This window comes from Methylobacterium sp. CM6246 (assembly GCF_054818005.1).
Genome location: NZ_JBTXKY010000001.1, coordinates 4,938,818 through 4,962,054, shown reverse-complemented (window position 1 = coordinate 4,962,054; position 23,237 = coordinate 4,938,818). Strand labels below are relative to the sequence as shown.

General features: G+C 68.4%; 21 protein-coding genes. 11 read left to right on the top strand and 10 right to left on the bottom strand.

Annotation, left to right across the window (positions count from 1 at the left end; translation table 11 throughout):
- Positions 1-31: 31 nt before the first annotated feature.
- From ACYQPG_RS23925 to ACYQPG_RS23905, 5 genes are all read right to left on the bottom strand, one after another.
- Positions 32-238 carry a hypothetical protein gene (locus tag ACYQPG_RS23925; protein WP_007564437.1) on the bottom strand — a complete coding sequence of 69 codons (207 nt, stop codon included), beginning with the start codon at positions 236-238 and terminating at the stop codon, positions 32-34.
- An 84-nt stretch (positions 239-322) separates the two neighbouring features.
- The gene (locus ACYQPG_RS23920) at positions 323-1,117 is read right to left on the bottom strand and encodes a formylmethanofuran dehydrogenase subunit C (protein ID WP_147937865.1); all 795 of its coding nucleotides are present in this window, start codon (positions 1,115-1,117) and stop codon (positions 323-325) included.
- A 3-nt stretch (positions 1,118-1,120) separates the two neighbouring features.
- Entirely contained in the window at positions 1,121-2,068 is a 948-nt protein-coding gene (fhcD, locus tag ACYQPG_RS23915) for a formylmethanofuran--tetrahydromethanopterin N-formyltransferase (protein ID WP_147906611.1), read from the bottom strand.
- Positions 2,069-2,095: 27 nt separating this feature from the next.
- Entirely contained in the window at positions 2,096-3,727 is a 1,632-nt protein-coding gene (locus ACYQPG_RS23910) for a formylmethanofuran dehydrogenase subunit A (protein WP_419830398.1), read from the bottom strand.
- Entirely contained in the window at positions 3,721-4,800 is a 1,080-nt protein-coding gene (locus ACYQPG_RS23905) for a molybdopterin-binding domain-containing protein (RefSeq protein WP_147906613.1), read from the bottom strand. Before ACYQPG_RS23905 ends, ACYQPG_RS23910 begins: the two co-directional genes overlap by 7 nt.
- Positions 4,801-5,100: 300 nt before the next feature.
- On the opposite strand from ACYQPG_RS23905, the gene ACYQPG_RS23900 reads away from it, so the two are divergent.
- The 8 genes from ACYQPG_RS23900 (at position 5,101) to ACYQPG_RS23865 (ending at position 13,150) form a co-directional block, all read left to right on the top strand.
- Positions 5,101-6,081, top strand: a complete 981-nt coding sequence (locus ACYQPG_RS23900; RefSeq protein ID WP_461232503.1) for a beta-ribofuranosylaminobenzene 5'-phosphate synthase family protein — start codon at positions 5,101-5,103, stop codon at positions 6,079-6,081.
- A 91-nt stretch (positions 6,082-6,172) separates the two neighbouring features.
- Complete coding sequence (locus tag ACYQPG_RS23895) at positions 6,173-7,066, top strand: NAD(P)-dependent methylenetetrahydromethanopterin dehydrogenase (RefSeq protein ID WP_147906614.1); 894 nt, start codon at positions 6,173-6,175, stop codon at positions 7,064-7,066.
- 22 nt (positions 7,067-7,088) lie between these two features.
- The gene (locus ACYQPG_RS23890) at positions 7,089-8,243 is read left to right on the top strand and encodes an ATP-grasp domain-containing protein (protein WP_419830396.1); all 1,155 of its coding nucleotides are present in this window, start codon (positions 7,089-7,091) and stop codon (positions 8,241-8,243) included.
- Positions 8,240-9,214 (top strand): methenyltetrahydromethanopterin cyclohydrolase, encoded by a 975-nt coding sequence (gene mch / locus ACYQPG_RS23885; protein WP_147906616.1) that lies wholly within the window; start codon positions 8,240-8,242, stop codon positions 9,212-9,214. Before ACYQPG_RS23890 ends, mch begins: the two co-directional genes overlap by 4 nt.
- Before the next feature lie 200 nt (positions 9,215-9,414).
- Positions 9,415-10,323, top strand: a complete 909-nt coding sequence (locus ACYQPG_RS23880) for an ATP-grasp domain-containing protein (protein ID WP_461231892.1) — start codon at positions 9,415-9,417, stop codon at positions 10,321-10,323.
- Positions 10,320-11,153, top strand: coding sequence for a triphosphoribosyl-dephospho-CoA synthase (locus ACYQPG_RS23875; protein ID WP_419830394.1), 834 nt, complete (start codon positions 10,320-10,322; stop codon positions 11,151-11,153). The genes ACYQPG_RS23880 and ACYQPG_RS23875 overlap by 4 nt, the downstream gene beginning before the upstream one ends.
- Before the next feature lie 239 nt (positions 11,154-11,392).
- A complete protein-coding gene (gene fae, locus ACYQPG_RS23870) occupies positions 11,393-11,902 on the top strand; it encodes a 5,6,7,8-tetrahydromethanopterin hydro-lyase (protein WP_007568574.1) in 510 nt (169 codons plus the stop codon).
- A gap of 426 nt (positions 11,903-12,328) precedes the next feature.
- The gene (locus ACYQPG_RS23865; protein ID WP_461231891.1) at positions 12,329-13,150 is read left to right on the top strand and encodes a prephenate dehydrogenase/arogenate dehydrogenase family protein; all 822 of its coding nucleotides are present in this window, start codon (positions 12,329-12,331) and stop codon (positions 13,148-13,150) included.
- Positions 13,151-13,227: 77 nt separating this feature from the next.
- Here the strand turns inward: ACYQPG_RS23865 and groL are convergent, their stop codons facing one another.
- Both groL and groES read right to left on the bottom strand, forming a co-directional pair.
- On the bottom strand, positions 13,228-14,871 hold the full coding sequence (gene groL, locus ACYQPG_RS23860; protein WP_147906620.1) for a chaperonin GroEL: 1,644 nt from the start codon (positions 14,869-14,871) through the stop codon (positions 13,228-13,230).
- A 72-nt stretch (positions 14,872-14,943) separates the two neighbouring features.
- A complete protein-coding gene (groES, locus tag ACYQPG_RS23855; protein ID WP_147906621.1) occupies positions 14,944-15,234 on the bottom strand; it encodes a co-chaperone GroES in 291 nt (96 codons plus the stop codon).
- Between the two features lie 210 nt (positions 15,235-15,444).
- On the opposite strand from groES, the gene ACYQPG_RS23850 reads away from it, so the two are divergent.
- The 3 genes from ACYQPG_RS23850 (at position 15,445) to ACYQPG_RS23840 (ending at position 18,694) form a co-directional block, all read left to right on the top strand.
- Positions 15,445-16,431: a CorA family divalent cation transporter gene (locus ACYQPG_RS23850; RefSeq protein WP_147906622.1), complete on the top strand. Its 987-nt coding sequence runs from the start codon at positions 15,445-15,447 to the stop codon at positions 16,429-16,431.
- A gap of 196 nt (positions 16,432-16,627) precedes the next feature.
- Complete coding sequence (locus ACYQPG_RS23845; RefSeq protein ID WP_461231890.1) at positions 16,628-18,088, top strand: methyl-accepting chemotaxis protein; 1,461 nt, start codon at positions 16,628-16,630, stop codon at positions 18,086-18,088.
- A 177-nt stretch (positions 18,089-18,265) separates the two neighbouring features.
- Positions 18,266-18,694 (top strand): DUF3455 domain-containing protein, encoded by a 429-nt coding sequence (locus ACYQPG_RS23840; protein WP_187193668.1) that lies wholly within the window; start codon positions 18,266-18,268, stop codon positions 18,692-18,694.
- Between the two features lie 72 nt (positions 18,695-18,766).
- Here the strand turns inward: ACYQPG_RS23840 and pdeM are convergent, their stop codons facing one another.
- The 3 genes from pdeM to ACYQPG_RS23825 are packed head-to-tail and all read right to left on the bottom strand — an operon-like array spanning position 18,767 to position 23,156.
- A complete protein-coding gene (pdeM, locus tag ACYQPG_RS23835) occupies positions 18,767-19,480 on the bottom strand; it encodes a ligase-associated DNA damage response endonuclease PdeM (protein WP_147937855.1) in 714 nt (237 codons plus the stop codon).
- Positions 19,481-19,521: 41 nt separating this feature from the next.
- Entirely contained in the window at positions 19,522-22,203 is a 2,682-nt protein-coding gene (locus ACYQPG_RS23830) for a ligase-associated DNA damage response DEXH box helicase (RefSeq protein ID WP_419831072.1), read from the bottom strand.
- Positions 22,200-23,156 (bottom strand): alpha/beta hydrolase, encoded by a 957-nt coding sequence (locus ACYQPG_RS23825; protein WP_419830392.1) that lies wholly within the window; start codon positions 23,154-23,156, stop codon positions 22,200-22,202. The genes ACYQPG_RS23830 and ACYQPG_RS23825 overlap by 4 nt, the downstream gene beginning before the upstream one ends.
- Between the last annotated feature and the right edge of the window lie 81 nt (positions 23,157-23,237).

Here is a 23,237-nt window from a genome sequence, read left to right as displayed (position 1 = left end):
CCCGGCGCCGGGAGGCGGTCTAGGGACGCGCTCACAGGTTTTTCGGCAGGCTGCCGCGCGCGGCGCAGCGCCAGCGCTCGACATGCCAGTCCGGATGGGCGGCCTGCCAGGTCGCCAGCGCGCTCTGCGAATGGCGCAGGCAGATGAACGGGTTCGAGCCCTCGTAGGACATTTCGATCCTGTCCTCGCGGCAGGTCGAGGGCTGGGCGACGAGACAGATCGACAGAAGCAGGAGCATGGGCGTCTCCCCAATGTGCCGGCCTCGTACGGGCCCGCTTGGACAGAGCATATGCCGCGTGCGGCCGCTCTGCCCAGGGTGACGTCAGGACGCGACCCAGATCTCGCCCTTGGCGAGGGTCGCGAGGTCGCCGGAATAGCGCCGCAGCGGCCGATCGAGCAGCGCGGCATGCTCCGCGCTGAGGCCCCGGAGTGATTTTCCAAGCAGCTTCAGGAAGACGAGATCGTGCGTCCCGGTCTCCACGAAGGTCGGCGACAACCGTCCGTGCGAACCGATCAGCAGGGTTCCACGGCGCATGCCGTAGCCCGGATGGTCCCCGACGGTCAGGGCGGCCAACGTCCCCGCGATCATCCGAGAGCCGGCATAGGCACCCGCCCGGCCAGCCAGGAGGATCCCGCGCCGCATCCGGTCGCCGAGATGCGCGCCTGCCGTTCCGCGGATGATCAGCGTCGCACCATCGAGGCCGGCCTTGGCCGCGTACACGGCACCGCCCGCATAATCGCCGGCATCGCCGTCGATCGTGATGGCGCCACCGGTGGCGCCGGAGCCCGCATAGGGTCCGGCATCGCCGGTCACGGTCAGGCTGCCGCCGGCCATGCCCTCACCGAGGCGCTGGCCGACATTGCCGGTCACGCGGATCGCTCCTTCGGACAGGGCAGCGCCGACCCGGTCGAGGCGCTCGTGGCCGCCCTCAATGGTCAGGGTGTCGGAGCCGTCCAGCGAGACGGAGAAGCAGTCGCCGAGACGCACGCCGGTGCGGGATGTCCCGATCTCCAGGCGTTCGGCGTCGGCCTGGGAAAGCCGGCTCAGGGCCAGCGGATTGATGTTCAGGAAGTCGAGCCGCTCGGGCGGGGCCGCGCGCAGGGTGAGGGTGCTCAAGGCTCAGCCCTCCGTCTTGGTGTCGTCGCGCGCGAGCAAGTCGCGCAGATGGTAATGGTGACGGCCTAGATTGCCGCCGTAATTGCCCGCCGTCACGGCGATCAGCCCGTGCTTTCCGCCGATCTCGGTGGCGGCATGGAGGCCGGCGCGCATCGAGTCGGACACGCCCTGCGAGGTCAGGGCATCGATCACGATCTCCAGCACGACGCCGCAATCGGCCGGCAACGCCGAGCCGGCACGGCCCTTTAGGGTCGGGCAATAGGCATCGTTGGTCGAGGCCATCATGCCCTTGGTGCGGCCGCCGACCTTCGAGCCCGAACGGACTATGCCGCCCGGGAACGGCAGGATCGCACCTTGTACCGCCTTGGCCGCCTCGACGGCCGCCTCGGCGACGATCAGGGTTTCGGAATGGGTCCGGCCAAGGAACAGCAGGTTACCGCCGCCCACGGCGCCATCAACGGACCGGACCGAATCCTCGCAGAGGAACTCCCCGTCCATCACGGGGATGCGCCAGTAGCGCCGAAGCTTGCCGCTGGCGTCCGGCAGCCGCTTGGCGATGGCGAAGCCGTCACCGAAATACCGGATCGCGCCGCCGAGCTTGATCTTCGTCGGTCCGTCCACGCCGGCATAGCAGGCCGTGCCCGGGCAGGTGAGGATGCACTGACCCACGCGCTTGATCAGCTGGTCCTTGAGGCCGTTCGGCTCGAAGCCGAACAGCAGGATGCGCACGCCGTGCCGCCCGTCCGGGGTTTCGTCCGGCGACAGCACGGCATCGATGCCGGCCTCGGCGCCGCAGCCGATCACCGACGTGGCGAAGCCTGTCATGGTGGTCGCGGCGATCATCGCCCATTTGGCGGTGTCGTTGGTGACGATGATGGCGGTCCCGGCCACATCGAACGCCTCCGCGAAGGTGTCGATGATCGGGATGCCGTTGAGGCTGAGGTCAGACATGGTTGTTTCCGCCACTCGCCCCGCTGATCACGCCCGGCATGGCACCGCCTCGAAGGTGTCCGTATCTGCGTCGAACGCCGCGTCCGGGACAGCGAAGCTGTCGAGCCCCTCGCCGAACCGGTCCGTCAGGTAGGCGTCGGCGCGCTTGGCCATCGCCGGATCCGACTCGACCGAGAGCGAGAGCGTCCGGCCGGCGCGCCATTCCACCACCTCGCCATCCTCGACGATCGGCACGCCGTCCTTGAGGACCAGCTTTGCGGCCGTGAACATCGCCGTGCGGTCGGATGTGTCGCGGTAGACCGCCACGTCGGCACAGGCCCCGGGCCGCAGGTGGCCACGGTCGGCGAGTCCCAGCAGCTTGGCCGGGCCGGATCGCGTCAGCTGAGCGATTTCCGAGAGGCTGTATTCCCGCTCGAGAGTCGGCAGGCTGGACCGCTCCGCGACGATACCCGGCAGCGTCGCGATCTCGCGATCGCGCTCAGCTTTGTCCATCAGCCAGTGGATGATGCGCGGGTATTGCGTGAACGGGCCGCCGTTCGGGTGGTCGGTGGTGAGGATCGTGCGCTCCGGATCCGTGGAGAGCAACATGATCTCCAGACCGATCGCCCATTGCAGCGAGCTGGTCGGGCCGCGCGGCCGGTACAGGAACGGCACCACGCCGCCGCCTTCGGCATCGCCGGCGTTCAACACCCACTTCTTCGGCTTGGCACCCTTACGGCCGGCGAACTGCCGCAAGATGTCGAGCGAGACCGTTACGGTCTGTCCGAACACCACCTGCCCGATATCGAGGGTCGCGTTCGGGTTGTCGGCGATGGCCTGGGCGATGCGCTCGGCCGCGGAACGGAAGCCGCCACCCTCGGTGGCGCCGTAGGCATAGAACTGCGCATGGGCGAAGTGGATGCGTCGGCCTTCCGCGGCCTCCAGGGTCTCGATGAACGAATCGTCCGCGCCGGGCAGGCCGAGATTGTTGCAGTGGACGTGCAGCGGGTGCGGGACGCCGATCTCTTCGACCGCGTCGAGCAGCGACCCCATGATCTGCCGAGTCGAGAGACCGTAGACCGGAATCTCGTCATCGAGAGACAGGCGCAGCGCGCCGTCCTTGAAGGCGGATGCGCCGCCGGCGTTGATGCACTTGACGCCGAGGCCGCGCGAGGTGGCGACCGAGAGCGCCACAAGATCGCGGACGGCATTCCCGCCCTGCCGTTCGCGCAACAGCTGCAGAAGCTGGTCGTCGTTGCCCATCACGGTGAGCGCGCCGCGATCCAGCAACGGGATGTCGGCCAGTTCGAGCTGGGTCGCCAAGGCGTGTGTCGGCGGCATCGCCGGCTCGACCGCGGTGGTGTAGCCCATCCGCGCGTAGGTCGAGCCGATCCAGCCCGCAGCTCCGCCGGCATGCGCGAAAGGATGCCCCTCGGGCGAGGCCTCGCTGACATAGAGGTCGGGCAGGAGCAGGCGCGAGGTGATCACGTTGCCGCCGGCAATGTGCGAGTGCACCTCGACGCCCCCCGCCATCACGACGCAGCCGGACGCATCGATCACCCGATCGGGCGCCCGGCCGGCGGGCTCGACGATGCGGCCATCCTCGATCCAGACGTCGCCGACGGCATCGCGGGACGCGGTCGGATCGACGACGCGCCCGCCCCGGATCACGCTCAGCATGCGGGCTCACTCCTCGACACGGCGCCAGCTTCGACCAGGCGCTCTGTCAGGGCACCCAGTACCGACGCGGCGGACGGCAGGTCCGTCGGGGCCGAAGCCGGCCAATAGGTCAGCGCGGCGCGCTGCTCGTTCCACAAGACGCCGCCCAGGTCGCGTCCCGGACGGCCGACCGCAATCACCACGTCGGCGAGAGAGGCTTCCGCCTCGGCGACCAGCGCCACGGACGGCACGGCAGCCAGCCAATTCGGCCGGTCCACCGGCAGCGCGGCGAGCCAGACGACGGCATCGACCTCGCCAGCGGCGACCTGCCGGGCGACATCGAAGCGCCACGGATCATGTTCGGGGACGCGGCGGCCGAACCCGCTGCGCGGCGCCTGCCCGGTCAACCAGGCGGCCACCGGCACGACGGCGCGGTCCTGATCCGGTCCAGCCACCGAGAGCGTGAAGCAACGCGTGGTCTCGTTCAGCTCCATGGCGAAGCCCTGGAGCATCTCCACGCCCAGTTCACCGAGCTCCGCGGGATCGTACAGCAGGACGCCGTACTGTGCGGCGGCGATCCGCGCGACGAGCTTGGCCTGCGGCGTGTCGCCTGCGAGATGGCCTTTGGCGTAAGCGCGCAGTTCCGCGACGGCCTCCGCCAGCCCGCCCGTAGCCGGGCAGGACAGCGCCGCCTGTGAGCCCTCCGGACCGGCTCCCAGCGCCAGGAGCGCCCGGTCCGAACCGGCAGCGCGCCCACGCGTGGGCTTCGATTCCGCCAAGCGTTTGATGAGTGGCGTATGCCAAGTGGCTGCGCCGACCACGAGCACGGCATCGGCCCGGCCGACCGCCTCGGCCGGCGTCGAGGTCATGGCGCCCACCCGGCTCAGCGAGCCTAGCTCGGCATACGTGCCGACCGCGCCGGCGGTATCGATGGAGGCGCCGATGCGCCCCGCGAGATCATAGGCCGCGCGGATCGCGGCGACGTCGGCACTCAGGCCGGCGATTACCGGCGCGCGCGCCTTGGCGAGCAAGGATACGGCCGCCTCGATGGCGGTGCCCGCGTCCGTCGCGCCACCCTTCACCCAGGCTGCCATGCTCCCTCACGCGACGTTCTTGTTTGGCTTCGGAGCGGGCGACGGCCGTAAGACCGGACGAAGCAGGTTCACTCCCGAAGGAGAATCCCGCCGGATCGGAATGGCTCGACCGCCCGACAGGTCCGGGCGGGCGGCAACTCGGCGCGCCGTCGCTGCCCTAGGTTTGCATTCATCCGCACGCCTCGGCAAGGGGGGTTCGCATTCTGGTTCGGCCGATCGGCCGCAAGATCCCGTTGCTTCGGCCGCCCGCCGTATGGGAAAAGCGCGCCGGTTCGGCGTGTGGATTTCGAAGACATGGGCGTGGGCGAGGTCCCCCAGCGGAACGAGGCGGCCGCTTCGAGCAGCATCATCCGAGTCGAGGCGCCCGCGCGGCTGCATTTCGGATTCCTGGACCTGCACGGCGGCCTGGGCCGCCGCTTCGGCAGCATCGGGCTGGCCATCGACACGCCCTCCCTGGCGCTCACCGGCCGCCGGTCCGCACTCCTGTCCGCCACGGGCGAAGAGGTCGAGCGCGTCCAGGGCTACGCCCGTGCGGCGGCGAGCCATCTCGGCGGGTCCGACGCGGTGGCGATCGCGGTCGAGCGGACGATCCCGGCGCACGCTGGATTCGGATCGGGCACGCAGCTCGCGCTGGCCGTGGCGGCCGCGATGGCGCGACTGAGCGGGGCTTCCTTCTCGGCGGCCGCGTTCTCCTCCAGCCTCGATCGCGGCAATCGGTCGGGGGTCGGGCTCAGTGCGTTTACCGAGGGCGGCTTGATCGTCGATGGCGGCCGCGGCCCCGATGGCGCAGTACCGCCGGTCACCGCGCGCCTCTCCTATCCCGAAGCCTGGCGGATCGTGCTCATCCTTGATCGGAGCATGGCCGGCGTGCACGGGACGCGGGAGGTAGAGGCGTTTCGCGACCTCCCGCGCTTCCCCGAGGCACAGGCGGCCGAGATCTGCCGGATCGTGCTGATGCAGGTCCTGCCGGCGGTCGCGCTCGCCGAGCCGCACGGCTTCGGCGCGGGAATCACCCGGATCCAGGATCTCATCGGCGATCATTTCGCCCCGCACCAGGGCGGCCGCTACGCCAGCGCCGCCGTCGCACAGGCCCTCGACCAAGCCGCCGCGCAGGGCGTGCCCGGCTACGGCCAATCGTCCTGGGGACCGACCGGATTCGCGCTGATGCCGTCTGAGGCCGACGCCCGGTCCCTGGTGGCAAGTCTCGACCGCGGCGGGCCGCTTCGCTTCCTGATTGCCCGCGGCCGCAACAGCGGCGCATCGATAACCACGGGGGACTGAACCGGCGGGTCCGGACTTGACCGCGGCACCCGCAGCGGGTTTGGACGGTCTGCAGGCGCAGGTTGATGCGCGCCAAACGGGATAGAACGTCATGGCCCGCTCGATCCTCCACATGCTGACGCCGCTCCGGCACATGAGCCCGTTCGACGTGAACATGGCCGTCGACGCCGGCTTCGAGACGGTGGTGACCTACACCGAGGTCAGCCTCGCCGACGTCGTGTCGCTGACCCAGGATTCGATCTTCTCGCGCTCTCCGGCGGACGGCACGCGGACCGGCATCTTCATCGGCGGCAAGAACGCCGAGGACGCCCTCGACATGGTCGACCGCGCCAAGAAGGCGTTCGTGCCGCCGTTCGTGAACCACGTCTTCGCCGATCCCGCCGGCTCGTTCACCACCGGCGCCGCCATGGTGGCGCAGGTCTCCCGGGCCCTCCGGCAGAAATTCGGCACCGATCTGACCGGCAAGCGCATCGTGATCTTCGGCGGCGCCGGCGTGGTCGCCTACGTGGCCGCGGTGATCGGCGCGCTTCAGGGCGCGCAGACCGTCCTGGTCGGCCATGACGGCGAGGAGCGGGTCTCCAAGATCGCCTTCACGATGAAGTGGCGCTTCGGCATCGAGGTCGGCGCCGTCGACGGGACGACACCGGAGGACCGCCGCGTAGCCATCCGGGACGCCGACGTGATCCTGTCGGCCGGGCCGGCTGGCATCCCGATCCTCTCGGCCGAGGATCTGAAATCCGCTCCGAAGCTTCTCGTCGCGTCCGACGTGAACGCGGTGCCGCCCGCCGGGATCGCCGGAATCGACGTCAACGCCGTCGACGTGCCGCTGCCGACCGGCAAGGGCGTGGGCATCGGCGCCCTCGCGGTGGGTAATGTGAAGTACCAGACCCAGCGCCGCCTGTTCGATCGGATGCTCGCCTCCGATACGCCGCTCTGCCTCGACTTCCGCGACGCCTACACGCTGGCCGTCGAGATCGCGGGCTGAGCCGGCTCCGGCGCATCCCGGCGTGGCAGAGGCGATCCTGATCGCCGCTCAATCCGGGCGCGCCCTCGCGGAGGCGGCTCGGCGGGCGGGAATGCGCCCCTTCGTGGCCGACCTGTTCGGCGATTCCGATACGCTGGCGCTCAGCGAAGCCTACCGGCCGCTCCCGGGTCGCTTCGGCAGCCCGATGGCTTTCGAAGCGACCCTGGCGGCAATCGACGCCTTGGCCGAAACCGCAGGCTCGGTCGTCGGCCTCGTCCTCGGCAGCGGCTTCGAGGACGCGCCCGGCCTGATCGCCCGGGCCGCCGAACGGCACCGTCTGGTCGGCGCCGATGCGCCCGCGGTCGCCGCACTCAAGGATCCGTTCGCGCTCGCCGCGCTCTGCGTCCGGCTCGACATCCCGCATCCCAAGATCGCGACCGATGCACGTCCCGACCCGTCCGGCTGGTTGCTGAAGCGGACCGGCGGCAGCGGCGGCAGCCACATCCGTCCGGCGGGTCGCGGCCCCGCGCCGGACGCGCATTATTTTCAGGCCCGGGTCCCGGGCCGACCCCACGCGCTGAACTTCCTCGCCGACGGACGCGCGATCCAAATGCTGGCGGTGACGGAGCAATGGTGCGCGCCGTCGCCGATCCAGCCCTACCGGTTCGGCGGTGCCGCAACCGGCGCTGCGACGGAAGCTCGGCTTCTCCCCGACGCGCTGATCGCTACGGTCGCGGAGGCCGTTGAGAGCATCGTTGCGGCGACCGGCCTGCGCGGCCTCGGCAGCGCCGATTTCCTGGTCGACGGGTCCGGCTGCTGGTGGCTCACCGAGATCAACCCGCGGCCCGGCGCGACCCTCGACATCCTCGATCGCCGGAGTACGCCGCTCCTGGCGGCCCACATCGCGGCCAGCCTCGGCGCCATGCCGGCGCTCGGTGCGCAACCGGCGGATGCGGCCGCCGCCCAGATCTGTTACGCGGGTCGGGAGCATGCGCCCGTGCCGGATTTCGCCTGGCCGGATCATGTGCGCGACCGCCCGCGCCCCGGCACGGTGGTCCGCCGCGACGCGCCTCTCTGCACGGTGCTTGCCCATGGGGCCGACCGGCAGATGGCGCTCGACAGTTTGAACACGCGGACGGCGCGGCTCCAAGCCGACCTCACCGCCGAGAAAATGCACCCCGAGGAAACCCTGAGATGAGTGCCAGCCAATCCTATCCCAGCGTCAACGCGCTGACGGCGCCGCTGATCGAGCGGTTCGTGGCCGACGCCGCGACGCTGCGCCTGTCCGTTTCGCAGACGGCCGGCGGAGCCCGGATGGTCGATGCCGGCGCCCAGGCGCGCGGCTCCATCGAGGCCGGACGACGCATCGCCGAGATCTGCCTCGGCGGCCTCGGCACCGTGAGCATCGCCCCGAGCGGCCCGATCGCCTCCTGGCCGTATTCCGTGATCGTCCATGCGGCCGACCCGGTGCTCGCCTGCCTGGGCAGCCAGTATGCGGGCTGGAGCCTGGCCGATGAAGCCGGCGATTCCGGCTTCTTCGCCCTCGGCTCGGGCCCCGGCCGCGCAGTCGCTGCGGTCGAGGATCTGTATCAGGAGCTCGGCTATCGGGATTCCGCTTCGAAGACCGCTCTGGTGCTCGAAGCCGCCGGCGGTCCGCCCGACAGCGTCGTCGCCAAGGTCGCCGAAGCGGCCGGCTTGCGGCCCGAGGACCTGACCTTCATCTTCGCACCGACCCAGAGCTTGGCCGGCTCGACCCAGGTGGTCGCCCGGGTACTCGAGGTGGCCCTGCACAAGGCCCACACGGTCGGGTTCGACCTGCACGCGATTGTCGACGGCATCGGGTCGGCCCCGCTTTCGCCGCCGCACCCGGACTTCATCAAGGCGATGGGCCGCACCAACGATGCGATCATCTACGGTGGCCGGGTCCAGCTCTTCGTCGATGCCGACGATGCCGACGCCAAGCAGCTCGCCGAGCAGATCCCGTCCACCACGTCGAGCGACCACGGCGCCCCGTTCGCCGAGATCTTTTCGCGGGTGAACGGCGATTTCTACAAGATCGACGGCGCGCTGTTCTCGCCGGCCGAAGCGATCGTCACGTCGGTGCGCACCGGCGCCACGTATCGCGGCGGCCGCCTGGAGCCGACGCTGGTCGAAGCGTCGTTCGCTTAAACGCGGGGCGTTCGAGCTCCGGTTCACGAGGCATCGCGGCGTAGACGACGTCGCACTGCCAATCGCATGAAGCGAGGGTTCCTCTCTCCCCAGTGGGAGAGGGGGAAGCCGGTCCCGGCCGGCCCTCGCGATCGCGCTTCGCACCCACACAGATCCGGTGCTTTCCCGTGCAGGAAAGGGCCGTCGAGAGTCTCCGATCCATGCGCATCGCCCTCGCGGCCGATAACGGCAGTTGGCACAAGGCCCGGCTCCTGGCGGCCCTGCGGGCGCAGGGGGTCGAGCCGGTGCTGTTCTCCCTGGCCGACGTGATCGTGGCCACCGGCGGCGGCGAGCCGCTGCGGGTCCCGGGCTTCTCCGACGAATTGCCCGGCGGCGTGTTGCTGCGGACCATCGCGGGGGGCACGTTCGAGGCGACCACCATGCGGCTCGGCGTGCTGCACGCCCTGGTCTCGGCGGGCGTGACGGTCTGGAACCCGCCCACGGCCATCGAGCGCTCGGTCGACAAGGCGGCGACCTCGCTGCTGATCGCCCGTGCCGGCCTTCCGACCCCGGAGACCTGGGTCGTCTCGAAACGCGAGGCCGCCGCGGAGATCGTGGAGCGGGAAGCCCGCCCCGGCGCACCTCTGGTCCTCAAGCCGCTGTTCGGCTCGCAAGGGGAGGGTCTCGCGCTGATCGAGACACCCGGGGACCTACCGGACGAGGAGGCTGTAGCCCGTGTCTACTATCTTCAGCGCTACGTGCCGCGGCGGGACGGGCTGTGGCGCGACTATCGTGTGTTCGTCTGCGACGGACGCGCGATCGCCGGCATGATCCGGGAGGGCGACGGCTGGATCACCAACGTCCACCGCGGGGGCCGGCCGCTGCCCTGGGCCATGCCCCGGGACGCCGCCGAGATGGCCGAGGCCGCCGCCGCCGCGGTCGGGGTCGACTATTCCGGGGTGGACCTGGTGGAGGACGGGGAGGGCGGCTTCTCGATCCTCGAAGTCAATTCGATGCCGGCCTGGTCCGGCCTGCAGACCGTGTGCGACACCGATATCGCCGGCGCTGTCGTGCGCGGTTTCCTGTCCGCCGTCCGGGGCGCCAGCATTCCGCGGCTCGTGGTGGCATGACCGGTCTCGCGCCGGGGCTGATCGGCACGCTCTACCGCGCCGCCTGCCTGGCGGAACTCGACGCGCTGAAACCCGGCAACGTCCACGCCTACGCAGCCGGCCATCGCATGGTCATGGCGGATTTCGTCACCAGCGCCGACGTCTCGGCACCGGAGCTGGCGCGGGCGGGATCAGGCGTCGGTGCGCGGGTCCGCGCCGGGGTCGCGGCCACCCTGGCGGCCGTCGCCCAGAACACCAATCTCGGCATCCTGCTCCTGTGTGCGCCGCTTGCCGTCGCAGCGGAGGGGGGCCGATCGGTCGAAGCGGTGCTGGACACCGTGCAGGCTGACGATTCCGAAGCGGTCTTCGCAGCGATCCGGCTCGCGAACCCGGGAGGCCTCGGCCGGGCCGACCAGCACGACGTATCGGCCGCCGCCCCGGCCTCCCTGCGCGCGGCCATGGCGGAAGCGGCAGATCGCGACCGCATCGCTCGGGCCTACGGCACGGGCTTCGCGGACATCGCAGAGATCGGGCTGCCGGCCCTCGCCGGCGCGCGCGCCGCAGGCCTCGATCCGACCTGGTGCACCACCGCGATCCACCTCGCCTATCTCCGGACCGTTCCGGACAGCCACATCGCCCGCAAGGCCGGCGCACCGGTGGCGGAGTCTGTTCGCCTGGAGGCCGCAGGCTTACTCGGCGGTCTCGATCTCGCCACACGTCCGGTCGAGCCGCTGCTGCTCTTCGACGCGTCGTTGAAGGCGCGCGGGCTCAACCCTGGCACCAGCGCGGATTTCACGGTGGCGACCGTGTTCTGGGACGCCCTGACTACGGCAGGCGCCGCCCTGGCGTGATACGCGGATAAGTTCCAGCTTTTCACGGCCCGCGGTCAAAGAAATTCCTCAGATCCAGGGCCTTGCGCGGGTTGTGAGCCGCTGGGTCGCACTGTAGGGTCCGGCGCGCTGTCCGGCCCAACCGGCTCGGCCCAACCGGCTCGTCCGGAGGTTCGGGCGCCGATAACAAGGATGGCTTCCCGGCCGCTGGCATTGTCCGGCGCCGCGGCCCTATTTCGGAATCCAGGGAGAGACACCGAATGGCGAAGATCACCAAGGTTCAGGTTGGCGAAGCCCTCGTCGGCGACGGCAACGAAGTCGCTCACATCGACCTGATCATCGGACCGCGCGGCTCGCCCGCCGAGACGGCTTTCTGCAACGGCCTCGTGAACAACAAGCACGGCTTCACCAGCCTGCTCGCGGTCATCGCGCCGAACCTGCCGTGCAAGCCGAACACCCTGATGTTCAACAAGGTCACCATCAACGACGCCCGTCAGGCCGTCCAGATGTTCGGCCCGGCCCAGCACGGCGTTGCCAAGGCCGTCCAGGATGCCGTCGCCGAAGGCATCATCCCGGCCGATGAGGCCGACGACCTGTTCATCCTGGTCGGCGTGTTCATCCACTGGGAAGCGGCCGACGACGCCAAGATCCAGAAGTACAACTACGAGGCCACCAAGCTCTCGATCCAGCGCGCCGTGAACGGCGAGCCGAAGGCTTCGACCGTCACCGAGCAGCGCAACTCGGCTCAGCACCCCTTCGCCGCCAATTAGATTGGGGACGGTCCTGGACAGAGTGAGCCTCCGCCCGCACCGCGGGGCCTGCTCCAGCGACTGGCTTCTATCTTCTTAGGCCGATAGGCACGACGACAGACGGGACGGCGCAAGCCGTCCCGTTTTTTTTGGTTCCGCAATCACTCGACGTGGAAGAGCGCGCTCGGGGCAGCGAAACCTGGGCCCTTCAATCGAGCAGCGTTCAAGAGTTCCCGACGATCAGGCCCAGTCCTGGCATCGATGCGGCCTTGTTGACGAGCATGGCGGCACCGCATAGACGACCGTCCTCATGACAAGCTTGCCGTTCACCGCATCCTATCGCCCGCCCTTCTCATAGCGGCGGCTTGCTTATCTTGCCCAACCGCTGCGTCGTCGGCGGTTGCACTTCATCATGATCCGTCGACCTCGCGTCTGCCCGAGGTCACCGTGTCAGTCTCCCAAGCCACTCAATTCCGCCCCGCCGTCGGGGTCATCGGTTTCGGCGCCTTCGGTCGCCTGATCGTCCGGCATCTCGGGCCGCACATGGCGCTGCGCGTCTACGATCCACGCCCGGCCGAGGCCGATTCCCAGACCTACGGCGCCGTGCGGACGGACTTGATCGCGGCGGCACGCTGCTCCGTCGTCATCCTGGCCGTTCCGGTATCCCGCCTGTCCGATGTCGTGGCCGACATTGCCCCTCATCTCCGATCGGGAACGCTGGTGGTCGATGTCGGCTCGGTGAAGATGATCCCCGTCGAGATCATGCGGGCGGGATTACCGGCCGGCGTCGAGATCCTGGGAACCCATCCCCTGTTCGGCCCGCAGAGTGCCGTCGGCGGGATCGCGGGACTGAAGATCGCGGTGTGCCCTGACACCACGGGACGGCACGGGCGTCGTGCTGCGGCTTTCCTCCGGACGGTGCTGAAGCTCAAGGTGATCGTCACGACGCCCGAGGCCCACGACCGCGAGGCCGCGGCCGTGCAAGGCCTGACGCATCTGATCGAGCGGGTGCTCGTCGCCATGGAGCCGCTTCCCACTCACATGACCACGCGAAGCTTCTCACTGCTCATGCAAGCGGTCGACATGGTCCGGCACGACGCCCCCGAAGTGTTCGAGGCGATCGAGCGATCCAATCCGTTTGCCGCTGATGTCCGCCAGCGCTTCTTCAAGCTCGCTGCCCAAGTCGAGGCCGATCTCGCACGCAGAAATCTTTCTGCAGCCGTCGAACAGCCGCCCCTCATGACGGCCCGGACTTCCGCGGGACCGTGAGACGGCCGTGTCATACCAACGAAAAAAGGGGCCGCCTTTCGGCGACCCCCTTCGTCAGATCGATGGTTGGCGTGGACTTAGAAATCCATGCCGCCCATGCCGCCGCCGCCCGGCATCGCGGGGGCGCCGCCATCCTTCTTCGGCGCGTCGGCCACCATCGCCTCGGTGGTGACCAGCAGGCCGGCCACGGAAGCGGCGTCCTGCAGGGCGGTACGGACGACCTTGGCCGGATCGACGATACCGGCCTGGATCATGTCGACATACTCTTCGGTCTGGGCGTTGAAGCCGTAGGTCTCCGAGGAGGTGTTGTCGGTGATCTTGCCGACGACGATCGAACCTTCCACGCCTGCGTTCTGGGCGATCTGACGGATCGGGGCCTCAAGCGCCTTCAGCACGATCTTGATGCCGGCCTGGACGTCCGGAACATCGCTCTTCAGCGCGGCGACCGCCTTCTTGGCACGCAGCAGTGCAGTGCCGCCGCCCGGGACGATGCCTTCCTCGACAGCCGCGCGGGTGGCGTTGAGGGCGTCGTCGACACGGTCCTTCTTCTCCTTGACCTCGACCTCGGTCGCGCCGCCGACGCGGATCACCGCGACGCCGCCCGCGAGCTTGGCCAGGCGCTCCTGCAGCTTCTCGCGGTCGTAGTCCGAGGTGGTCTCCTCGATCTGCGCCTTGATCTGCGAGATCCGGCCCTCGATGTCGGTCTTCTCGCCGACGCCGTCGATGATCGTGGTGTTCTCCTTCTCGATGCGCACCCGCTTGGCGCGGCCGAGCATGTCGAGCGTCACGTTCTCGAGCTTGATGCCGAGGTCCTCGGCGATCATCTGGCCCTTGGTCAGGATCGCGATGTCCTCGAGCATCGCCTTGCGGCGGTCACCGAAGCCCGGCGCCTTCACGGCTGCGACCTTCAGGCCGCCGCGCAGCTTGTTCACCACGAGGGTGGCCAGCGCCTCGCCCTCGATGTCCTCGGCGATGATCAGCAGCGGCTTGCCGGTCTGCACCACGGCCTCGAGCACCGGCAGCATCGCCTGCAGCGACGACAGCTTCTTCTCGTGGATCAGGATGTAGGGATCCTCGAGCTCGGCGACCATCTTCTCCGCGTTCGTGATGAAGTACGGGGACAGGTAGCCGCGGTCGAACTGCATGCCCTCGACGACGTCGAGCTCGGTCTCGGCCGTCTTGGCCTCCTCGACCGTGATCACGCCCTCGTTGCCCACCTTCTGCATGGCGTGGGCGATCATCTCGCCTATCTCCTTGTCGCCGTTGGCGGAGATCGTGCCGACCTGGGCGACCTCGTCGGAGGTCGAGACCTTCTTGGCGCGCGCGATGATGTCCTTCACCGCGGCGGCGGTGGCGAGGTCGATGCCGCGCTTCAGGTCCATCGGGTTGATGCCGGCGGCGACGTACTTGGCGCCTTCGCGGACGATGGCCTGGGCCAGCACGGTGGCGGTGGTGGTGCCGTCACCCGCGATGTCGTTGGTCTTCGAGGCCACTTCGCGCACCATCTGGGCGCCCATGTTCTCGAACTTGTCGGCGAGTTCGATCTCCTTGGCGACGGTGACGCCGTCCTTGGTGATGCGCGGGGCGCCGAAGCTCTTCTCGATCACGACGTTGCGGCCCTTCGGGCCCAGCGTCACCTTCACCGCGTCGGCAAGGATATCGACGCCGCGCAGCATCTTATCGCGGGCGTCGGCGGAGAAACGAACGTCTTTCGCTGCCATGGTTTGCCTCTTGTGGTTGGGTTGGACCCCAAGGCCTCAGGTGGCCTCAAAGGGTTGGAACGGGCGATCCGATCAGGCGGCGACGACGCCCATGATGTCGGATTCTTTCATGATCAGGAGGTCCTGACCGTCGATCTTGACCTCGGTGCCGGACCACTTGCCGAACAGGACGCGGTCCCCCGCCTTCACGTCGAGCGCGTTGACGCGGCCCTGCTCGTCGCGAGCGCCGGGACCGACGGCGACGATCTCGCCTTCCTGCGGCTTCTCCTTGGCGGTGTCCGGAATGATGATGCCGCCCTTGGTCTTCTCCTCGCCCTCGATGCGACGGACGACCACGCGGTCGTGCAGCGGACGGAACTTCATGAGCTGCCCTCTTGCTTCAGGTCTGCAGTTGGCGTTGATGCGGCGTGCGCGGCCGCTCCCAAGCCCGACTGTTAGCACTCTGTCTTGGCGAGTGCCAATGACGGCGGCGAGTTAGCTCTCGTGCGGCTCGAAGTCAAGACTGTCGCACCCGCGCGCGACGGCGAGATGACCCGGCATCGGCCCTTATTTCCCCTAGGATAACGCGCCCTCATGCTGAGCCTCCACGGACCCGAAGGCGCGGTGACGCCTGAACGCGGCGGCCCGATTCCCGGCAATGCCGTCTGGCTCGATCTGAACGACCCGAGTTCCGAGGAGGCCGCCGCCGTGGAAGCGGCCACCGGCCTGCGCGTACCGTCCCGGGCCGCACTGTCGGAGGTGGAATCCTCCAGCCGGCTGCGGCGCGTGAAGGGCGGGCTGTCGCTCTCGACGCCGATGATCACCTTCGAGCGCAGTGATTCCCAGTTGAAACCGCTGGGGTTCCTCCTGTCGAAGGATCACCTCGTCACGATCCGGTTCCACGACATGCGCGCGATCGACTCGTCGGAGAAGCGCATCGCCGACGGCGACGGCAGCGTGACGCCGAGCGAGATCTTCCTCGTGATCCTGGAGGAGTTGGTCGACAGCCTCGCGGACGCCCTGGAGGACATGGCCTCCGAACTCGACACGCTGTCCACGCGGATCTTCGACTTCGATGTCCGCGGCGCCGATCGCCGTCGGCTGGAAAGCCCGCCGCCCCGCCGCCGCGACCTGGCGCTGCGGCGGATCCTGCGCGGCATCAGCAACCGTGGGAAGGTTCTCGGGAAGATCCGCGCGAGCCTGCTCGGCCTGGAGCGGATCGTGCCGTTCGTGTCGGCCGCTTGCGAAGGGCTCGGCCTGCCCGGCGACGGTCGCTTCGAGACGATCCGGCGCGACATCGACTCCCTGGACGAGTTCGAGACGCGGCTTGCCGAGAACGTTCAGTTCCTCCTCGACGCCACATTGGGGCTCATCAACATCGAGCAGAACAACGTCTTCCGGGTACTGACGGTGGTGTCTGTGGTTGGTGTGCCGCCGACGCTGATCGCCTCGATGTACGGCATGAACTTCAAGCACATGCCGGAGCTGGACTGGGCCTACGGATATCCCTACGCCCTCGCGCTTATTTTGATCAGCGCTCTTGCTCCAATTGTATATTTCCGAAGCCGCGGGTGGTTCTGATATTCGTCAGCTTAAAAGGCAAAAGCTGTCTTTAATACAAATCTAAGCCTCTGCCAATCAACTATTACAACTTACTTTGATTGAATATTTCATTTGACGCGCTCTCAATGCAGGCTTCGGTTTCAAAGACTGTCGAATTATATAAAATTTAACCCAATCTCGGCCATATGCTCGCAGGAGCAGCGTGGACACCGATATGTTCAAGAGAACCGTCTATAACGAGGCGCAGGCCAAGCTTGACGCCCTGGACCGGTCGTTGGCGATCATCGAACTCTCGATGGACGGGCAAGTCCTGAGTGCCAACCACAACTTTTTGCACCTGATGAAGTACACCCTTGCGGATGTACAAGGCAAACATCATCGCATCTTTGTCGAACCGATGGCTGCCAAGTCGCCAGAGTACACGGAGTTCTGGTCGAAGCTGAAGGACGGTCAGTACGTCACCGGCGAATTCCTGCGGATCGACAAGAACGGCACGGAGGTCTGGCTGGAGGCGACCTACAACCCCGTCCTCGACGCGCGCGGCAAGCCGGTGAAGGTGGTCAAGTTCGCGGCCGACATCTCGGCCAAGAAGAACGATATCGATCGGCTGATGTCGATGATCGACAACATGCCGGTCGCGGTGATGACCGCCGATCCCCGCAACGAGTTCAAGATCAACTTCCTGAACGCGACCTCGCGCCGGACCCTCGGGCCGCTGGAGCAATGGCTGCCGATCAAGGTCGACGAGATGCTCGACCACTCCTTCGACGTGTTCCACAAGAACCCGCGTCACCAGCGTAACATGCTGGCGGATGCGAGCCGGCTGCCGCACCGGACCAAGATCAAGGTCGGGCCGGAGACCCTCGATCTGCAGGTCACCGCCGTCAACGACCGGAAGGGCAATTACATCGGACCGATGCTGACCTGGGCCGTCGTATCCGCGCAGGTGAATATGTCCACCGACGTCAGCCGTGTCGTCGATGCCGTGGGTTCGGCGATCCGCGAGATGCAGCATTCGGCCGAGGGGCTGACGCAGTCGGCCGATTCCGCTCGGCAGAAGGCCTCGTCCGTGGCGGCGAACTCCGAGCAGATGAACGGCGCAATCCAGGAGATCTCGGGTCAGGTCGGACGGGTCTCCGAGCGCGCCCGCCAGATCGCGGTGCAGGCCGAGACCACGGACGCGACGATGCGGCAGCTCGCCGAGAACGCCCGGGAGGTCGACGCGGTGGTCGGCATGATCAAGTCGATCGCCGGGCAGACCAACCTCCTGGCGCTGAATGCCACGATCGAGGCCGCGCGGGCGGGCGCCGCCGGCCGGGGCTTCGCGGTGGTGGCGAGCGAGGTCAAGGCTCTGGCCGAGCAGACCGCGAAGGCCACCGGCGAGATCACCCAGCAGGTTGCGGCGATCCAGAGCGCAACCGGCGAGGCGGTCGGAGCGATCGAGATGATCACCGCCGCCGTCGCCGAGCTCTCGACGCTGACCCTGGCGATGGCGAGCGCTGTCGAGGAGCAGGCGGTCTCGACGCACGAGATGTCCGGCAATATCGGCGGCGTTTCGCAGGCCGCCAATGCCACCGGTCAACTGGCGGAAGCTGTCCTGGGAGTCGCCGAGAGCCTCGCCGGACACTCAGCGGATCTCTCGGAGAGTGTCACGCGGTTCATGAAATCAGCCTGACCTGGATCACGCGCGAGCCGCGGCGTGAAACGCGCACGCGGTTTGCAACGTATCGGCGGTTCGGACTGTCCGGATGGAGCTGAACCGATTCCCCACGCCGTCATCACGCTCCGCAGCCTCACAAGGTCTTGGCGGACAACCCTCATCGCCGTGGCGTCCTGCGCTCCGGCTTTCGCATTGGCCGAACCGGCGGGCCTGGAACCGCCGCCCGGCAGCGTGGCGATCGCGCGTCTCGCCGCCCGGGGCGTGCAGGTCTATGCCTGCATCGCTGCCGAGAACGGCCCGGCCTGGGGCCCCGCCAAACCCGAGGCCGAACTCGTCCAGCCGGATGGAAGCACGGTCGGGCGCCACTTCGAGGGACCGGTCTGGGAGGCGCAGGACGGATCCCGGGTGCTCGGTACCGTCATCGCTCAGGTGCCCGCACCGCGACCCCAGGCGGTCGCGTGGCTGCTACTCTCCGGCCGGACGTCCGGAACCGGGTTGCTCGCCGGAACGCAGTATGTCCTGCGCAGCGACACAGTCGGCGGTGAGAAACCGCAGGGCGTCTGCATGCCGGGCCAGACGGCGCGGGTGCCCTACAGCGCGACCTACACCTTCTATCGCTGACGTCTCACGGCGCTCGTTCACACGGCCCCACCCGCGGCGAGGCGATATTTCGAACTGTCACGCGCGCTCCCGTCAATCCCGCGCCAGCTGCGCTCGGCCGATGGTGAAGACCCGTCCATCCCCGAGCAGATGGGCCGTGAACCCATTGGGGAATAGGCCGTCGATGGCCCGGTCGCGGACGTTCAGCCCGCCCGCGTAGGCACCGAAGGCGGGCATCACCAGGCGGGTGCCGTCGGTGACGAAGCAGCGGCGGCGGACCGCCCGGCCGCGCATGGCGACCTTTCCGCAGGGATGGAGATGGCCGGCGATCTCACCGGGGACCGGTTCGCCGCTCGGCTCGTGACGCAGGATCAGGCCGCCCAGGGTTAGCGCGTCGGCGTAGCGGCCGCCGACGCCCTCGCTAACCGCCGCGTCGTGATTGCCCGCGATCCAGACCCAGTCCCGGCCCTCCTGCAAAGCCGACACCATGGCCCGGTCGCCGGGCTCCATCCGCTCCGGGCCGCGGACATCGTGGAACGAATCCCCGAGCGCGACCACGCGCGCCGGATCGTGGCGCACCACCGCCTCGTGGAGGCAGGCGAGGGTCTCGCGGGTGTCGTAAGGCGGCAGGAACTGGCCGGTGCGGGCGGCGTAGGACGACCCCTTCTCCAGATGGAGATCGGAGACGATCAGCGTGCGGTGCTCGGGCAGCCACACGCCGCCACACAGATCGAGCACCAGGGTCTCGCCCGCCAGCAGCAGGGTCGGGTGCTTGTGAGTCTTCTCGAGTCTCAGGCCGGCCGCCAAGATCGCATCCTCGGTCTCGATGGGGGAGGGCGGATCGACGGTCAGGACAGGGCTTCCTGAAGAAGCTCCGCCTCGGCCTCGGCCAGGATCTCGTCGGCCCCCTCACCGTAGACCCGTTCGCGCCCGATCTCGAGCATCACGGATACGGAGAGCGGCGAGACTCGATCGAGAGCCTTATGGATGATTCGCCCCTGAATGCGCTCTAGCATCATGCCGAGGCGCCTCACGTCGAGGAGTCCGGTTGCCGCATCCTGTCGCGCGGCGCGCAGCAGGAGATGGTCGGGCTGGTGCTTGCGCAGCACGTCGTAGATCAGGTCCGTGGAGATCGTGACCTGGCGACCGGACTTCTTCAAGCCGGGATGATGGCGCTCGATCAGGCCGGCGATCACCGCGCATTGCCGGAACGTGCGCTTCATCATCGCCGATTCATCGAGCCACGCCTCGAGGTCGTCGCCCAGCATGTCGACCGCGAACAGGTCGCCGATGAAGTCGGGGTCCAGCGCGGCCCGCTCCGAAACATCGCGGGTCGTCCAGATCGCGATGCCGTAATCGTTGGCTGCGAACCCGAGCGGGCGCAGGCCATCACGCTCCATCCGCCGTGTCAGCAGCATGCCGAGCGTCTGATGCGCCAGCCGTCCCTCGAACGGAAAGGCCGTGAGATAGTGCCGCTTGCCCCGAGGGAAGGTCTCTACCAGCAAGTCGCGCTCGCCCGGCAGCACGGAGCGGCGGCGCTGCTGCAGCAGGTACTCGCCGATCTGCTTCGGCAAGCGATCCCAGGCGAACGGGTCGGCGATGATCGCCCGGACCCGCTCGGCCAGGAAGGTCGAGAGCGGGAATTTCGCACCGGCATAAGAGGGAATCGCAGGATCGGTCCCCAGTGGCGCGCGGGTCACCAGGGCCTCGTCCTCGGCCAGGCCCTCGAAGCGCAGAGTCTCGCCCGCAAACAGGAACGTGTCGCCGATCGTCAACGTATCGGCGAACTCGTCCTCGATCTCGCCGAGCACCCGGCCGCCCTTCGGCAGGACTGTGCCGGGCTTGCCGCGCAAGGTCCGTCCGAGCCTCACCCGGACCCGCGCCGCCTCGACGATCGTGCCGACATTCATGCGGTAGGCTTGCGCCGTCCGGGCATCGCGCACGCGCCACAAGCCGTCGGGCCCACGCAGGATCTTGGCGAAACGCTCGTAGGCACGCAGGGCGTAGCCGCCGGTCGCGACGTAATCGACGACCTGCTCGAACGATTCCCAAGTCAGGCTGGCATAGGGTGCTGCGGAGACGATTTCGTCGTAGAGGCCGACCGGATCGAAGGCGTCGGCGCAGGCCATACCGAGCACGTGCTGGGCGAGCACGTCGAGGGCGCCGAGCCGCGCGTCCGGGGTGTCCTGCGCGGCCGCCTCGACGGCATCGAGGGCCGCCTGGCACTCCAGCATCTCGAAGCGGTTGCCGGGTACGAGATAGGCCTTCGACGGCTCGTCCATCCGGTGGTTGGCCCGTCCGATCCGCTGCATGATCCGGCTCGCGCCCTTGGGAGCCCCCACGTTGACCACGAGATCGACGTCGCCCCAATCGATCCCGAGGTCGAGGGTCGCGGTGCAGACGATCGCCCGCAAACGTCCCTCCGCCATGGCGGCCTCGACCCGTCGCCGCTGCTGCGCGTCGAGGGAGCCGTGATGGATCGCGATCGGCAGCGCGTCCTCGTTGAGACGCCACAGCTCCTGGAATGTGTACTCGGCCTGGAGCCGGGTGTTGACGAAGACCAGGGTCGTCCGGTGCTCTTTGATCAATGCGTAGATCGCCGGCATCGAGTGCCAGGCAGTGTGCCCCGAAATCGGCAGCGACCGTCCGAGATCGAGCAGGCGCAGGTCGGCCTTGGCGCCGCCTTGGACGGTCACGAGGTCAGCCATGCAGGGTTCTGCGCTGCCTTCCTCCCCTAAGGAGGCGGGTAGACCGGCCGTAAGACCGGTTCGGGAAAGCGAAGCGCCGCCGGAGACGTCCCGACCGGCTTCCTCTTCTGAGCTGTCGCTCGGCTCCTTTTTCCGATTGCTGCGCAGGGTACCTTTCCCCGCACAGGGAAGAGGAGGCTTCTGCACCTGCGGCACCAGATACTTCCGCAGCTCATCCGGCTCGCGCACGGTGGCGGACAATCCGATCGCCGCCAGATCCGGGGCGAGGCGGTGCAGCCGGGCGAGCGCCAGGGAAAGCAGATCCCCGCGTTTCGAGGTCACGAGGGCGTGCAGCTCGTCGAGGATGACGCAGCGCAATCCCGCGAAGAATTCGGTGGCGTCGCGATGGGCGATCAGAAGCGCCAGTTGCTCGGGCGTCGTCAGCAAAATGTCGGGCGGGCGGCTGATCTGGCGAGTCCGCTTGTGCGCCGGGGTATCGCCGGTGCGGGTCTCGACGCGCACCGGGAGGCTCATCTGGGCGATAGGCGCGTCCAGGTTGCGGGCGATGTCGACCGCCAGGGCCTTGAGCGGCGAGACGTAGAGGGTATGCAGGCCTCTTGAAGCCTTGGCCTCGGCTTTGGTGGCCCCCCGTTCCGAGAGGGCAACCAGGCTCGGCAGGAATCCCGCCAGCGTCTTACCGGCCCCGGTCGGCGCCACCAGGAGCGCCGACCGGCCCGCACCGGCGATCCGAAGCAGGTCGAGCTGGTGCGGACGCGGCGTCCAGCCACGCGCCGCGAACCACGCCCGGAAGGCCTCCGGCAGGATCTCGGATCGATCGCTCAGGCCAGGGCCATCAGGAAGCGGTCGATCAGTTCCAGGGCACGCTCGCTCATCGGGCCCGGGTACCGGGCGAAGACATGGCAACCGCCGGGATAGATGGCGGTGTGGCCGCCATTGCCGGCGGCGGCCCAGCGCGCAGACATGTACAGCGTGTCGTCGAGGAGCGGATCCGCGGTCCCGATGGTGAACAGGGCCGGCGGTAGACCTTTCAGGTCGGCATAGATCGGCGACACGTCCGGACGTCGCCGGTCGATCCCCTCGCGGACGTAGCCGTCGGCGAACTTGGTGAGATCGAGGGTGTTCACGACGAGGCGCTCGTCACCCCAATTGCGCACCGACGGGGTCAGGCCGAGATCGTAGAATCCCGCGTTGAGGTTGGCGCCCCGGAACGCGCGCGGCTGGTTGTGCCGGTCCCGCAAGCGCAGCAGCACCATCACGGCGAGATGCGCGCCGACCGATTCGCCGCCGATCGTCAGCGCATGGATGCCGAACTCCGCCCGTCCGGGTCCCGCCAGCCAAAGGGCGGCGGCCTCGCAATCGAGCAGCGCGGCCGGATAAGGATGCTCGGGGGCGAGGCGGTACTCCACCGACAGCACGACGAAGCCGCAGGCGTCGGCGATGCGCTCGAGCCAGGGATCCTGTTCGTCGGCCGCGCCCCAGACCCAGCCGCCCCGGTGGATGTGGAGATAGGCGCCGCGCACCTTCGTGTCGGCCTTCGGGCGGATCACGCGGAGCTTGAGCGGCCCGCTGGGCCCCTCGATCGTCATCCATTCCGCCCGGGCGCTGTGCGGCATCGCCGGGGCCGCCTTGGTCCCGGCGCGACGGCGGGCACGAACCTCCTCGATCGGAAACGACCAGGGATCGGGCAGGGCGGCGTGCGCCGCGACGATCTCGGCATTGAGCCGAAGCGTCTCGGGATCGATCGTCGCCGGGTCGAACAAGGCGTGGTCGATCATGTTGGGTCTCGTCCCGTCGGCGCTGTCCCGCGGCCATTCCCGGCATCTTGGCGGGACGGCTCTCGCTTGCCATCTCGGGTC

What these genes read in the sequence shown, in the direction of transcription:
- mch (WP_147906616.1), top strand. Translation starts at nt 8,240, where the DNA reads ATGAGTGCCAGCCAATCCTATCCCAGCGTCAACGCGCTGACGGCGCCG.
- ACYQPG_RS23905 (WP_147906613.1), bottom strand. Translation starts at nt 4,800, where the DNA reads ATGGCAGCCTGGGTGAAGGGTGGCGCGACGGACGCGGGCACCGCCATC.
- ACYQPG_RS23825 (WP_419830392.1), bottom strand. Translation starts at nt 23,156, where the DNA reads ATGATCGACCACGCCTTGTTCGACCCGGCGACGATCGATCCCGAGACG.
- ACYQPG_RS23875 (WP_419830394.1), top strand. Translation starts at nt 10,320, where the DNA reads ATGACCGGTCTCGCGCCGGGGCTGATCGGCACGCTCTACCGCGCCGCC.
- fae (WP_007568574.1), top strand. Translation starts at nt 11,393, where the DNA reads ATGGCGAAGATCACCAAGGTTCAGGTTGGCGAAGCCCTCGTCGGCGAC.
- ACYQPG_RS23880 (WP_461231892.1), top strand. Translation starts at nt 9,415, where the DNA reads ATGCGCATCGCCCTCGCGGCCGATAACGGCAGTTGGCACAAGGCCCGG.
- ACYQPG_RS23895 (WP_147906614.1), top strand. Translation starts at nt 6,173, where the DNA reads ATGGCCCGCTCGATCCTCCACATGCTGACGCCGCTCCGGCACATGAGC.
- ACYQPG_RS23925 (WP_007564437.1), bottom strand. Translation starts at nt 238, where the DNA reads ATGCTCCTGCTTCTGTCGATCTGTCTCGTCGCCCAGCCCTCGACCTGC.
- groL (WP_147906620.1), bottom strand. Translation starts at nt 14,871, where the DNA reads ATGGCAGCGAAAGACGTTCGTTTCTCCGCCGACGCCCGCGATAAGATG.
- ACYQPG_RS23850 (WP_147906622.1), top strand. Translation starts at nt 15,445, where the DNA reads ATGCTGAGCCTCCACGGACCCGAAGGCGCGGTGACGCCTGAACGCGGC.
- ACYQPG_RS23845 (WP_461231890.1), top strand. Translation starts at nt 16,628, where the DNA reads ATGTTCAAGAGAACCGTCTATAACGAGGCGCAGGCCAAGCTTGACGCC.
- fhcD (WP_147906611.1), bottom strand. Translation starts at nt 2,068, where the DNA reads ATGTCTGACCTCAGCCTCAACGGCATCCCGATCATCGACACCTTCGCG.
- ACYQPG_RS23910 (WP_419830398.1), bottom strand. Translation starts at nt 3,727, where the DNA reads ATGCTGAGCGTGATCCGGGGCGGGCGCGTCGTCGATCCGACCGCGTCC.
- groES (WP_147906621.1), bottom strand. Translation starts at nt 15,234, where the DNA reads ATGAAGTTCCGTCCGCTGCACGACCGCGTGGTCGTCCGTCGCATCGAG.